The sequence below is a fragment of the Azovibrio sp. genome, assembly GCF_049658005.1.
GTDB lineage: Bacteria > Pseudomonadota > Gammaproteobacteria > Burkholderiales > Rhodocyclaceae > Azovibrio.
This window is the reverse complement of record NZ_JBASOH010000041.1, coordinates 12,976-24,682: the sequence shown is the minus strand read 5'-3', so window position 1 is coordinate 24,682 and position 11,707 is coordinate 12,976. Positions and strand designations below refer to the sequence as shown.

Sequence of the window (11,707 nt, the reverse complement as noted above, 5' to 3'; positions counted from 1 at the left end):
ATGCGCTGGCTTACGGTCGGACTTCTCGCGCTCATTGCCTGCCTGCAATACCCGCTCTGGTTTGGCAAGGGCGGGTGGTTGAAGGTGTGGGAGTACGACCGTCAGTTGCAACAGTACAAGGAAGTGACGCGCCAGCTGGAACTGCGCAATGCCGGGCTGGATGCGGAAGTCCGGGACTTGAAGACCGGCTATGATGCGATCGAGGAACGGGCCCGCTTCGAACTGGGCATGATCAAGACGGGGGAGCTGTTCATTCCCATTCCGGAAAAATCCCAGGACCCGGGCAGCGGTTCCGCCACGCCCTTGCCGCCCCCCCAGAAAAAAAAGGGGTATCCGGATTAACCGGTTGAGAGGGTCGCCCGTCTGCCCTGCCTGAATTTCGTGGTGGCTGGTTGATAGCGTAGTTACAGAAAATCCTTGACGACTAGAGAGAATCAAGCACTCAATCCTTTTGGGTTTGCAACACCATCAAAAAGCCCGGGAAGGGATTTCAACCAGGGAATCCGAATTCCCGAAAAAAGCCGGATAGCAATGAAAACGGGAGCAATGAAAACGGGATTGGCGCATTCATTTCAGAAAAATGTGCAAATATCCTTTGCTTTTCCCGGCCATGAAGCGCATAGTTCGTTCCAGCGATTTTCAAGTAGTGCAGTTTTGGCAGGTTCAGTTCCCGTCGTTCCGGTTCGTCCCACTTCAATACCCCGCCGTCTTGAGTTTCGTCCCTTCAGGGGGCATTCCCCTTTCAAATTTTCCAAAAAGGATACAAGACATGGCAACAGGTACTGTCAAGTGGTTCAACGATGCCAAGGGCTTCGGTTTCATTTCTCCCGAAAACGGGGGTGACGATCTTTTCGCTCACTTCTCCGCCATCCAGTCCCAGGGTTTCAAGAGCCTGACCGAAGGTCAGCGCGTCAGCTTTGATGTGAGCACCGGCCCCAAGGGTCCCCAGGCCACCAATATTCGTCCCGAATAAAAATCGGCGCATGGGGAATGTATGCCGGGCGGGTCCCGGTCTGCCTCCCTCCGGAACCCGGCACAGGCCGGGTTTTTCTTTTTCATCATTCAGAAGGGATGGTCATGGCCAAGGAAGAAATTCTCGAAATGCAGGGCACTGTCGATGAAGTGCTGCCGGACTCCCGTTTTCGCGTCACGCTGGAAAACGGTCACGGTCTTGTCGCCTACAGCGCAGGCAAGATGCGCAAGCACCACATCAAGATCATTGCCGGTGACAAGGTCACTCTGGAACTGTCGCCCTATGATCTGAGCAAGGGCCGCATCACTTTCCGGCACATGCCCGGCCGGCCCCCCGGCCCGGCACATGCTCAACACGCCCGCCGCCACTGAATCGAATGGCACCAGCCCAGCCGCAAACGCTGGGCTTTTTTACGTTCACTGGTAACGCAGCGCTTCGATGGGATCGAGTCGGGCGGCTTTCCGGGCCGGGTAATAGCCGAAGAAGATGCCAATGCCGGCGGCCACGGAGAAGGCAACCAGCACCGTGCTGCCGGAAATCATCACCGGAGTGTTGGTGAGGCGGTTGGCCAGCACCGCGCCCCCGACTCCCAGGAGCAGGCCGATCAGGCAGCCGGCCACGGAGATCAGGATGGCCTCCAGCAGGAACTGCATCAGGATGTCCTGCTCACGGGCACCAATCGCCATGCGGATGCCGATTTCCCGGGTCCGCTCCGTGACCGAAACCAGCATGATGTTCATGATGCCGATGCCGCCCACCAGCAGGGATACCGAGGCGATGGCGCCTAGCAGCAACGACATGATGCGGGTGGTCTCGGCCGCCGAGTCGGCTACGGCGGTGAGGTTGCGCACGAAGAAGTCGTTATCCACGCCCTCCCGTAGCCGGTGCCGCTGGCGCAGCAGGGCGATGATGGCCTGTTCTGCCTGGGGCATGACTTCCGGACGGGAGGCCTGGACCATGATCATGCGCACGGAGCCGGGGAAGGGAGTCCCGAATACCTGACGCTGGGCCGTGGTGAGCGGGATGAGCAGGGTGTCGTCCTGATCCCGGCCATCCAGGCTCTGGCCCTTGGGAGCCAGGACACCGAGCACCACGAAGGGGCTTTGCTTGATGCGCAGGGTCTTGCCGACGGGGTTTTCGTCGCCAAAAAGGTTCTGGGCGGTGGTCTTGCCGATCAGGGTCACCCGGGTGGCCGAACGCAGGTCCGAAGCGGTGAAGGGAGAGCCCTCCACCACGTTCCAGGCCCGGACGGCCAGGTAATCCGGGGTGGTGCCGATGATGGAGGTATTCCAATTGTTGGGGCCATAGATCACCTGGGCGGTACCCATGTGCACCGGGGCCGAAGCCTCGATATTGTCCAGCTCGGCAATGGCATTGGCGTCCCTCACCGTCAGGGTCGGGCCACCGCCGCTGCCGCTGCGCACACCGCCGGTATTGGTGAAGCCCGACAGCACCACGAACAGGTTGCTGCCCATGGAATTGATACTCTGGGCCACCGCATATTGGGCCCCCTGGCCCACGGCCATCATCAGCACCACGGCGCCGACGCCGATTACCATGCCCAGCATGGTGAGCAGGGTGCGCAGCCGGTTGGCGCCCATGGCGCTCCAGGCTTCGTGGAGCATCCACCTCAGCATGGAATTGTCTCCAGGGGGTGGGTGGGCTCGTCCCGGACGATGCGGCCATCGAGAAAACGCACCTGGCGCTGGGCATGCTGGGCAACATCCGCTTCGTGGGTGACCAGCACGATGGTGATGCCTTCCTGATTCAGTTCATTGAAGAGCGCCATGATTTCTTCGCTGGTGTGGCTGTCCAGATTGCCGGTGGGCTCATCGGCCAGAATCAGCCGGGGCTTGTTGACCAGCGCCCGGGCAATGGCCACCCGCTGCTGCTGCCCGCCGGAAATGCGGTTGGGCAAAGAGCTGGCGTATTTCTCCAGCCCGACCCTGGCGAGCAGTTCCCGGGCCCGCTCCCGGCGGATGGGTTTTTCGACCTGGCTGTAAACCAGGGGCAGGGCGACATTGTCTTCCAGGCTCATGCGCGGCAGCAGGTTGAAGCCCTGGAACACGAAACCCAGGGTCTGGTTGCGCAGCCGGGCGGTTTCGTCCTTGCTCATGGCCGCGACGCTCTTGCCATCCAGTTCGTAGCGGCCGGAAGTAGGGCGATCCAGGCAGCCGAGGATGTTCATGAAGGTGGACTTGCCCGAGCCGGAGGGCCCCATGATGGCCACGAATTCCCCCGGCTGAACCTCCAGATTCACCTCCTTGAGCACCGGGAAAGGGCCCGCCGGCGTGTCATAGGCCTTGTGCAGATCGGCAATCCGGATAACCGGTTCAGCCATCAGAACGCCCTCATGCGCAGCGTGCCGCTGGAGGGAGCGGCGGCCTCGGCGGTGTTTTCGCCGATGATGACTTGGTCGCCGGCCTTGAGTTCTCCTCCGGTGACTTCGGTATTGCGGTTGTCGGTAATCCCCAGTTCGATGGAGACAGGCACCCCCTGACCATCCCGCAGCACATGGACGGTGCCCTTGCTGGCGCCTTCCCGCCGGCTGTCATTACGCGGGCCGCCGCCGGGCTGGGGTGGCCCCCTGCGCGGCGTGGTACCGCTCAGCACCCCGCCCGGGGGGGTGTTTGCCATGGCGGCTTTCGTTCCTTCCGCCTTTTCGGCCGGGCGGTAGCGCAGGGCAGCATTGGGCACCAGCAGCACGCCATCCCGCCTGGCCACGGTGATATTCACATAGGCCGTCATGCCGGGCAGCAGAATCTGTTCGGGGTTGTCCACCGAGACCACTACGTTGTAGGTCACGACATTGGAAATGGTGGTGGGATTCAGTCGAATCTGCTTGACCTCGCCCTGGAAACTGCGGTCCGGAAAGGCATCCACATTGAAGCGTACAGGCTGGCCCACCCGGATGTTGCCCACATCGGCCTCGGCAAAGGCCGAGTCAATCTGCATCTTGGAGAGGTCCTGGGCAATCTTGAACAGGGTAGGGGTCTGGAAACTGGCCGCCACGGTCTGGCCGACATCCACCTGGCGATCCACCACCACGCCGGAGACGGGGGAGCGGATGATGGTGTAACCCAGATTGGCCCGGTCCTTGTCGAACTGGGCCTGGGCCTGGCGCAACTGGGCCTGGGCGGTCTTGAGGGCCTGCACCGACTGATCCAGTTCCTGGCGCGAGACATACTCTTGGGCAAACAGGGTCCGCATGCGTTGTTCATTGGCGCGGGCCAGATCCAGGGAGGCGCTGGCGCTGCTCAGGCTGGCTTCGCTCTGGCGCAGCTGGGCAGCGAGCAGGGAGTCATCGAGTTCAGCCAGTATCTGGTCTTGCTCCACATGGTCGTTGAAATCCACATAAAGCGTCTTGACCCGACCCGAGACCTGGGTGCCCACATTCACCAGGGTGACCGGATTCAGGGTGCCATTGGCAGAGACCGTCTGGCTCAGCTTGCCGATTGCGATGGTGCTCAGGCGGTAACGCTCCTCGGGGCTGCGCCGGTTGCCCTGCCCGTAAAAATACCAGGCGGCGACACTCATCAGGACAGCCAGAATGAAGAGGGGCAGGGGCTTGAGCAGGGATTTCGGAGTTGGCAGTTTCATGGGGTATTCCGTGCAGGTCCGGCATTCGTATCGACGGGCAGGGGGGTGTCCAGCAGCCGTTTATCCATCTGGCCCATGGCTTGGGCCAGGGAGGCCCGGGCGATGTGCCAGTCAAAGGCAGACTGAATCCGTTGCAGGCGGGCATTGGCCAGGGCGCTCTGGGCATTGAGCAGATCGAGGATATTGCCTACCCCGGCCTTGTAGCGCCCCAGGGCCACCTGTTCCGAGGCCAGGGCGCTGGCCAGCAGGTCGGCGGTGGTACGCAGGGCATGGGTCGCCGTGATCAGGTTCTGGTAGGCCTGCCAGACATCCAGAGCGACCTGCTGGGCCAGTTGTTCCCGTTGGGCGGCGCTGGCCTCCAGGCGGGCTTCCGCCGCCCGGATCTGGTAACTGTTGGCAAAGCCGGTGAAGAGGGGAATGTTCAGGGTCAGCCCCAGGCTGCCGGTCTGGCTGGAAACGCCATCCAGGGATTGATAGCTCGGGGTGATGCCCAGGCTCAGGGCGGGCATGCCTTCGGCCCGGACGGCGGCAATACTGGCCTGGGCCGCCTTGTAGCGGGCTTCGGCCGCCAGCAGGTCAGGGCGCCGGGCCTTGGCCATCGCTACCAGGGTTTCCAGGTTCTGCTCGAAACGCTGTTCCGGGAAGCGGGCTTCGATGGGCATCAGGCGCACCGGGGTGTATGCATCCCGGCCCATGACATTGGCCAGCACCCCTTGGGCATTTTTGAAGTTTCCCTCGGCCTTGATACGGTTCAGCATGGCTTGGGAATAGGCGGTCTGGGCCTGCAGTTTGTCAGCCGGGGTGGCGGCCCCCGCCAGGTAACGCGCCTCGGCCGCCTTGAAACTTTCCTGGGCGGCCTGCTCCGATTCCCGTGCGGCCTGGACAGCCGCTTCCGTGGCATGAACCTGATAAAAAGCCTGCAGGGCGCTGAGAAACACGTTCTGGCGGGTTGCATCCTGGGTTGCCAGGAGCGCCTCCAGCAGTTGCCGGCTGTTTTCCAGATTTGCGGCCCGGCCGCCAAAGTCATACAGCAAATAAGACAGGGTCAGGCTGGCGGTGTTCTGCTCGGCATTCTGGTTATTGCCCTCCATCTCGCTGTAGCGCCGGCCGATGCCAAGACTTGCATTGAGGCTCGGCAGATACGCCGCTTGGGCCACTCCGGCAAGGCTCGCCTGGGCCCGGGCATTGGCCCAGGCCTCGCGGGTTCTCGGATTATGGCAGAGGGCCTCATCCACCACCTGAGTCAGGGTCAGCAGGGTGTCGGCAGACGGGGGCTGGCAGGGGGCTGCCATCGGCTCCTGACTGACAGGCCGTGGGACAAGAACCCGCCTGTCCATCTTGAACGGGTCCGGCGCCCCGTGGCCCGCCCCGCTCAGGAGCATCAGGCAGGCCAGGGTGACCGGGAAGCGGGGCAAGGAAATGTTCAGCACGGAGCCAGTCATCACAGTGGAGGCAAGTGGCTGCGGAGTATAGCCAGCCGGGCGTCAGCAATTTTCAGACTTTGTTACCGGATATTTCAGTCCGCCAGTTCGATCCGGCCATTGATACTGACCTGGACCTGGCTTTCTCCTGCTTCCATGGGCATCGGGGCCGCGGCTTCCGCCATCATGGGGCCCGCCTTGCGGTACATGACCGGAGGGCGATAGTGAGCAGAGGTATTGATGCTCATCTGTTCGATCTTGTAGGGTTTGCCCAGGATCTGGCCGACCCGCGCGGCCCGGTCCTGGAACGCAGCAATGGCCGCCTTGACCGCCTGGTCTTCCGCCTGCTTCCGGGTTTCCGGGGCGGGCATGAACTGGATGCTGGCGACCCCCAGACTCTCCTGAAGCTTGCCCACCAGTTCCGACAGGCTTTCCATATCCCGCGATTCCAGCACCAGTTCTGAACGCATGCGCCAAGCCTCGATCTTGCCGCTCCTGCCATAGTTCGGGTAGGTGGAGGTGTTGCCGCTCTGGACTTTTACCTTGCCATGGCTTTTGGCGATCTGGCCGGCCTCTGCCATGAGGCCGTTGATCTGCCGTGCCAAGGCTTTGGGGTTGGGGCCGCTGGCTTCGGCAAAAACCGTGGCGCGGGCCAGATCATTGCTGGCCGGATAGCTGGCATCCGCTGCGATATCCACCCGCGTCCCGGCCCAGCTTGCCGGACTGGGCAGGAGGAGGAATAACAGGGCAGGGAGGGCAAGCCTGGTTTTCATGACAGATCCTTTTTTGGGAATTGAAGAATAGATTGCTAGAATCCGGCCGGTTTCTCCGCTTTTATACCTCAAGCCAGGACCGGGCAGTCCGTGAAGTTGTTTTCAAACGCCTCCGGCCTGCACAACCCTTCATCATTTAGTGGCACGGCCGCACTCATCAAGGAGCAGTAACATGAATACCCAAGTCGTCAAGAATACCGTCGTGACCCTGGACTACAACGTGACCGATCCCGATGGCACATTGGTGGACGAAGGCCGCGATGCCCTGGTGTATCTCCATGGCGGCTACGATGACATCTTCCCCAAAATCGAAGAAGCCTTGCAAAGCAAGAGGGTAGGGGAGCGCGTCATCGTCAAGCTGCAACCTGATGAAGCCTTCGGCGATTACGATCCGGAACTGGTCCAGGTCGAGCCGCGCAAGGATTTCCCCAAGGAACTGGAAGTCGGCATGCAGTTTGAAGGCGCCCCCCAGGGGTCTGATGAAGACGATTTCCTCATCTACCGGGTGACCGATATTGCCGACGACAAGGTGGTACTGGATGGCAACCATCCCCTGGCCGGCATGGCCCTGGTGTTCACCTGCACCGTTACCGCTGTCCGTCCCGCCAGTGCCGAAGAAATCGCGCATGGTCATGTCCATGGCTCCGATGACGACGAGCCCACCCGCCACTGAACCCGGCCATTCATGTCAGTCAAACGCACCTGGAAACAGGTAGATGGCGTCCTTTTACTGGACAAATCCGAAGGCATGACTTCCAACGCCGCCCTGCAGAAGGCGCGCCGGCTGTTCTCGGCCGCCAAGGGCGGGCATACCGGCACCCTCGACCCCATGGCGACCGGCCTCCTGCCTCTGTGTTTCGGCGAGGCCACCAAATTTTCCGCCGATCTGCTGGAGGCGGATAAAACCTACGAAGCCCGGGTGCTGCTGGGAAGCTGCACGGACACGGGCGACCGGGAAGGGCAGGTGATGCGCACGGCCCCGGTCAGCTGTACCGAGACCGATGTCCTGGCCATGCTGCCCCGTTTCACCGGCACCATTTTGCAGGTGCCTCCGATGTATTCCGCCCTGAAGCGGGAGGGACGCCCCCTGCACGAACTGGCCCGGCAGGGGGTGGAGGTGGAACGTCAGGCTCGTCCGGTCACCCTTCACGCCCTGGAACTGCTGGCCTGCGATCTGCCGTTGCTCCGTTTGCGCGTCCGTTGCAGCAAGGGCACCTATATCCGGGTGCTGGCCGAAGACCTGGGCCAGGCCCTGGGCTGTGGCGCCCATCTCGTTGCCCTGCGCCGCACCCAGGTCGGCCCTTTGCGTCTCGAGGGGGCTGTCACCCTGGCGGAACTGGAATCCCTGGAGGAAAACCAGCGCCTCTCCCGGCTCAGGCCGGTGGACAGTCTGCTATCTACCTTGCCCGCCATACAGGTGGACCCGGCGGGCGAAGCCCGTTTCAGCCACGGCAATCCGGTTCAACCGCCCGCCGGCTTGCAGGGGGTGGCGCGGGTATATGTCGAGCAACGATTGCTGGGAGTAGGGGAGGTCAAAGACGATGGCAAGCTCTGGCCGCGGCGCCTGATCGCCCAGTAGTTTCCCCCCAGTAGTTTCCCCTTGTGGTTTCCCCTTGTAGTTCCCGATTGGGCCGGCACCCCGCCCCCAGGTCGGGCAACTGAAGCTGCGCCAGGCGAAGCTGCAGGCCACCGCCAATTCGCCACCAATTCGGTATACTCCGGCCTTTGTATTTTGCCACCGGGAGCGGGCCTGGTTCGCTCCTCCGGATCACCCAGACTACTGCCATGCCCCTGTTCGGACACAAACCCGTCTCGACCTCCGCCCGCATCGTGCCCACTGACACGGCGCCCTTGAGCAAGGATCAGAAGGCCTTCAACGGCCTGATCAAGAAAATCGGGGCGCGCCGGGCCCGTATGGGCGAGTGGGAAGACATCCTGCCGATCTTCCGGCAGAAATACGCCAGCGACCTCCTGCCGTTGCAGGAGCAGTGCCTGGATCTGCAATGGCAACTCGCCCGAGCCCTGGATGCGGCCCATGGCACGAAGGGCATCACGAAGGGCGAAAAGCGCAAACTGGCAGAGCTGATCGTGGAGTTGTCCGAAGCCGTGCTGGCGCACAAGGACCACGGTGAGCTCAAGGAACTGTTCAACAAGCACAGCCCGTCGGACTACGACGAAGATGAGGCGGCGCGCCTGGAAGGCATGAAAGCCATGCTGGAACTCACGCTGGGCATGGATCTGGGCGACGACGTGGACATGAATTCGCCAGAGGAGGTCTTGAAGCGGGTCGAAAGCCAGTTCCGGGCGCAGCAGGAGGCGCACGCCGAGGCGGAGTCAAGCCGCAAGAGATCCCGGCAAGAGGAAGCACGCGCGGCGCGCCAGGAGGCCGAGGAGAAGCAACAGAGCCAGTCCATCCGGGAGGTGTTCCGCAAGCTGGCCAGCGCGCTGCACCCGGACCGGGAGCCGGACCCGGCGGAGCAGGCGCGCAAGACGGTCCTGATGCAGCGGGCCAACGAGGCCTACGAGAAGGGCAACCTGCTGCAGCTGCTGGAACTGCAGCTCGAACTCGAGCACATCGACCAGGCCCACCTGGCCGCCATCCGTCCCGAGCGCCTCAAGCACTACATCAAGATCCTGAAGGGGCAACTGGAGGATCTGGACATGGAAATCCAGCACGTCGAAGAACAGCTCATAACCGATTTTGGCCTGCCTCCCTTCAAGGCGCTTCACCCCAGTGACCTGATATCCATGCTGCTGCAGGACATATCCACCTGCCAGAGGCAGATCGCCGAACTCCAGCAGCAGATCGCGACTGCCGCAGACCCGAAACAGCTCAAGGCCTGGCTGAAGACCGTTTCCCCGCACCACCCGCCCTATCCGGACCTCGACCTACCGTTCTGACCCACTGCCCGTTTTTCACTCACCGGGGCAACCTCCACCCCGTGAAAAGGGATGACGGGACTTGTTTCAAGCACAATACTTCGATTATTATTGAAACATGGAAACGAAAAATGCCTTGGCTGCCCTGGCGGCGCTGTCCCAGGAAACACGCCTGCAGGCCTTCCGCCTGCTGGTCCAGGCCGGGCCGGAGGGACTGTCCGTGGGGTGCATTGCCGCGCAGTTGGGCACCGAGGCCAATGGGCGCCTGAGCTTTCATCTCAAGGAACTGGTCCATGCCGGCCTGGTGCGGGCCACCCAGTCCGGCCGTTTCATTTTCTATTCGGCCAACTACCCGGTCATGAACGATCTGCTCGCCTACCTGACCGAGCATTGCTGCGCCGGAGAGTCCTGCGGCGAGGCAGTCCATGGCTGTACCAATTCGGAGAACCCGTCATGACCATCAACATCCTGGTGCTGTGCACCGGCAATTCTGCCCGCTCCCTCCTGGCTGAGGCCCTGTTCAACCACCTTGGCAATCAGGAAAACCCTGGTCGTATCCGCGCCTTTTCGGCCGGCAGCCAGCCCACCGGCAAGGTCAATCCGCTGGCACTGGAAACCCTGGAAAAGCACGGCGTGCCGCTGCCGGAGGCGCGCAGCAAGTCCTGGGATGAATTCGCCGCCCCCGGCGCGCCGGAAATCGACTTCATCTTTACCGTCTGTGCCTCGGCGGCCGGCGAAGCCTGTCCGATCTGGCCCGGCCACCCGACCACCGCGCACTGGGGCATCGCCGATCCGGCCCATGTGGAATCCCTGGAAGCCCGGCGCACTGCCTTCGAGGCGGCCTACCGCAAACTACGCCAGCGCATCGAAGCCTTTGTCGCGTTGCCGCTGGAAACCATGAACAGCGCCGAAGTGGCTGCCGCCGCCAGGCGGATTCATCAGGAAAGCGAAGCATGAGCGCCCTGTGCGGTGGGGGCGCCAAGCAGGCGGCGGGGGCTCCGATGAGTTTCTTCGAGCGTTTTCTGAGTCTCTGGGTGCTGCTTTGCATCGTCGCCGGCATCCTGCTGGGTCAGTGCTTCCCGGCCATCTTCCAGGCACTGGGGAGGATGGAATATGCCCAGGTCAACATCCCGGTCGGTCTGCTGATCTGGGTGATGATCGTTCCAATGCTGATGAAGATCGACTTTGCCTCGATCCGTGAGGTAAAGAACCAGAGAGCCAGCATCGCCATCACGCTGTTCGTGAACTGGGCGATCAAGCCCTTCACCATGGCAGCGCTCGGCTGGCTGTTCATCCGTCACGTTTTTGCCCCCTGGCTGCCGGCCGGGCAGCTCGATAGCTATATCGCCGGCCTGATCCTGCTCGGTGCCGCGCCGTGCACCGCCATGGTCTTCGTCTGGAGCAACCTGTGCCGGGGTGATCCGATCTTCACCGTCTCGCAAGTGGCCTTGAACGACCTGGTGATGGTCTTCGCCTTTGCTCCCATCGTCGCCTTCCTGCTTGGCGTCTCGGCCATTCCGGTGCCGTGGGACACGCTGCTGCTATCGGTGGTGATGTACATCGTCATCCCGCTTGGCATCGCCCAGGGCTTGCGCAAGCATTTCTTGCGCGGTGGTGAAGAAGCGTTCCGGCAAGCCATCGAGCGCATCGCCCCATTCACCATGGTGGCCCTGCTGGTGACGCTGGTGCTGCTGTTTGCTTTCCAGGGCGAGGCCATTGTCCGGCAGCCGCTCATCATTGCCATGCTGGCCGTGCCGATCTTTCTCCAGGGCCTCTTGATTGCCGCCCTTGGCTACTGGCTCAACCGCAAATTCCGCGTCCGCCACGATGTGGCCGGGCCGTCGACGCTGATCGGCGTTTCCAACTTCTTCGAACTTGCGGTGGCGGTGGCCATTGTCCTGTATGGTTTCGACTCCGGCGCCGCCCTGGCCACCGTAGTCGGCGTACTGATCGAGGTGCCAGTGATGCTGTGGCTGGTGAAAATGATCAATTCCAGCAAGGCCTGGTATGAAAAAGCCCTTTGAGGGGAGACCGACCTGGATATTATTGCCCTTCGAAAG

13 protein-coding genes and 1 pseudogene are annotated in these 11,707 nt (G+C 62.2%); 9 read left to right on the top strand and 5 right to left on the bottom strand.

All coding sequences use genetic code 11. The features are described 5' to 3' along the window. The 3 genes and pseudogenes from ftsB to infA form a co-directional block, all read left to right on the top strand. Positions 1–270 (top strand): annotated as a pseudogene (gene ftsB, locus WBH99_RS04370) (cell division protein FtsB); the annotation flags it as partial. Positions 271–769: 499 nt separating this feature from the next. Beyond that, entirely contained in the window at positions 770–973 is a 204-nt protein-coding gene (locus WBH99_RS04365; RefSeq protein WP_424218890.1) for a cold-shock protein, read from the top strand. 104 nt (positions 974–1,077) lie between these two features. Continuing rightward, entirely contained in the window at positions 1,078–1,344 is a 267-nt protein-coding gene (gene infA / locus WBH99_RS04360; protein WP_424218889.1) for a translation initiation factor IF-1, read from the top strand. 45 nt (positions 1,345–1,389) lie between these two features. Here the strand turns inward: infA and WBH99_RS04355 are convergent, their stop codons facing one another. From WBH99_RS04355 to WBH99_RS04335, 5 genes are all read right to left on the bottom strand, one after another. Next, a complete protein-coding gene (locus WBH99_RS04355; RefSeq protein WP_424218888.1) occupies positions 1,390–2,610 on the bottom strand; it encodes an ABC transporter permease in 1,221 nt (406 codons plus the stop codon). Continuing rightward, a complete protein-coding gene (locus WBH99_RS04350; RefSeq protein ID WP_424218887.1) occupies positions 2,604–3,314 on the bottom strand; it encodes an ABC transporter ATP-binding protein in 711 nt (236 codons plus the stop codon). Before WBH99_RS04350 ends, WBH99_RS04355 begins: the two co-directional genes overlap by 7 nt. Beyond that, complete coding sequence (locus WBH99_RS04345) at positions 3,314–4,573, bottom strand: efflux RND transporter periplasmic adaptor subunit (protein ID WP_424218886.1); 1,260 nt, start codon at positions 4,571–4,573, stop codon at positions 3,314–3,316. The genes WBH99_RS04350 and WBH99_RS04345 overlap by 1 nt, the downstream gene beginning before the upstream one ends. After that, positions 4,570–6,003, bottom strand: coding sequence for a TolC family protein (locus WBH99_RS04340; RefSeq protein WP_424218885.1), 1,434 nt, complete (start codon positions 6,001–6,003; stop codon positions 4,570–4,572). Before WBH99_RS04340 ends, WBH99_RS04345 begins: the two co-directional genes overlap by 4 nt. Before the next feature lie 86 nt (positions 6,004–6,089). Next, positions 6,090–6,767: an SIMPL domain-containing protein gene (locus tag WBH99_RS04335; protein WP_424218884.1), complete on the bottom strand. Its 678-nt coding sequence runs from the start codon at positions 6,765–6,767 to the stop codon at positions 6,090–6,092. A gap of 172 nt (positions 6,768–6,939) precedes the next feature. On the opposite strand from WBH99_RS04335, the gene WBH99_RS04330 reads away from it, so the two are divergent. The 6 genes from WBH99_RS04330 to arsB all read left to right on the top strand — a co-directional run bounded on the left by WBH99_RS04330 (position 6,940) and on the right by arsB (position 11,671). Then, positions 6,940–7,440: an FKBP-type peptidyl-prolyl cis-trans isomerase gene (locus WBH99_RS04330; RefSeq protein ID WP_424218883.1), complete on the top strand. Its 501-nt coding sequence runs from the start codon at positions 6,940–6,942 to the stop codon at positions 7,438–7,440. A gap of 12 nt (positions 7,441–7,452) precedes the next feature. Then, on the top strand, positions 7,453–8,346 hold the full coding sequence (truB, locus tag WBH99_RS04325) for a tRNA pseudouridine(55) synthase TruB (protein ID WP_424218882.1): 894 nt from the start codon (positions 7,453–7,455) through the stop codon (positions 8,344–8,346). Positions 8,347–8,552: 206 nt separating this feature from the next. Further along, the gene (locus WBH99_RS04320; RefSeq protein ID WP_424218881.1) at positions 8,553–9,668 is read left to right on the top strand and encodes a molecular chaperone DnaJ; all 1,116 of its coding nucleotides are present in this window, start codon (positions 8,553–8,555) and stop codon (positions 9,666–9,668) included. A gap of 97 nt (positions 9,669–9,765) precedes the next feature. Beyond that, on the top strand, positions 9,766–10,104 hold the full coding sequence (locus WBH99_RS04315; protein ID WP_424218880.1) for an ArsR/SmtB family transcription factor: 339 nt from the start codon (positions 9,766–9,768) through the stop codon (positions 10,102–10,104). After that, on the top strand, positions 10,101–10,604 hold the full coding sequence (locus WBH99_RS04310; RefSeq protein ID WP_424218879.1) for an arsenate reductase ArsC: 504 nt from the start codon (positions 10,101–10,103) through the stop codon (positions 10,602–10,604). The genes WBH99_RS04315 and WBH99_RS04310 overlap by 4 nt, the downstream gene beginning before the upstream one ends. Further along, positions 10,601–11,671, top strand: a complete 1,071-nt coding sequence (gene arsB / locus WBH99_RS04305) for an ACR3 family arsenite efflux transporter (RefSeq protein ID WP_424218878.1) — start codon at positions 10,601–10,603, stop codon at positions 11,669–11,671. The genes WBH99_RS04310 and arsB overlap by 4 nt, the downstream gene beginning before the upstream one ends. Positions 11,672–11,707: the final 36 nt, after the last annotated feature.

Excerpts from the sequence above, each read along its gene's own strand:
- WBH99_RS04365 (WP_424218890.1), top strand. The coding sequence starts at position 770 with ATGGCAACAGGTACTGTCAAGTGGTTCAACGATGCCAAGGGCTTCGGT.
- infA (WP_424218889.1), top strand. The coding sequence starts at position 1,078 with ATGGCCAAGGAAGAAATTCTCGAAATGCAGGGCACTGTCGATGAAGTG.
- WBH99_RS04355 (WP_424218888.1), bottom strand. The coding sequence starts at position 2,610 with ATGCTGAGGTGGATGCTCCACGAAGCCTGGAGCGCCATGGGCGCCAAC.
- WBH99_RS04350 (WP_424218887.1), bottom strand. The coding sequence starts at position 3,314 with ATGGCTGAACCGGTTATCCGGATTGCCGATCTGCACAAGGCCTATGAC.
- WBH99_RS04345 (WP_424218886.1), bottom strand. The coding sequence starts at position 4,573 with ATGAAACTGCCAACTCCGAAATCCCTGCTCAAGCCCCTGCCCCTCTTC.
- WBH99_RS04335 (WP_424218884.1), bottom strand. The coding sequence starts at position 6,767 with ATGAAAACCAGGCTTGCCCTCCCTGCCCTGTTATTCCTCCTCCTGCCC.
- WBH99_RS04330 (WP_424218883.1), top strand. The coding sequence starts at position 6,940 with ATGAATACCCAAGTCGTCAAGAATACCGTCGTGACCCTGGACTACAAC.
- truB (WP_424218882.1), top strand. The coding sequence starts at position 7,453 with ATGTCAGTCAAACGCACCTGGAAACAGGTAGATGGCGTCCTTTTACTG.
- WBH99_RS04320 (WP_424218881.1), top strand. The coding sequence starts at position 8,553 with ATGCCCCTGTTCGGACACAAACCCGTCTCGACCTCCGCCCGCATCGTG.
- WBH99_RS04315 (WP_424218880.1), top strand. The coding sequence starts at position 9,766 with ATGGAAACGAAAAATGCCTTGGCTGCCCTGGCGGCGCTGTCCCAGGAA.
- WBH99_RS04310 (WP_424218879.1), top strand. The coding sequence starts at position 10,101 with ATGACCATCAACATCCTGGTGCTGTGCACCGGCAATTCTGCCCGCTCC.
- arsB (WP_424218878.1), top strand. The coding sequence starts at position 10,601 with ATGAGCGCCCTGTGCGGTGGGGGCGCCAAGCAGGCGGCGGGGGCTCCG.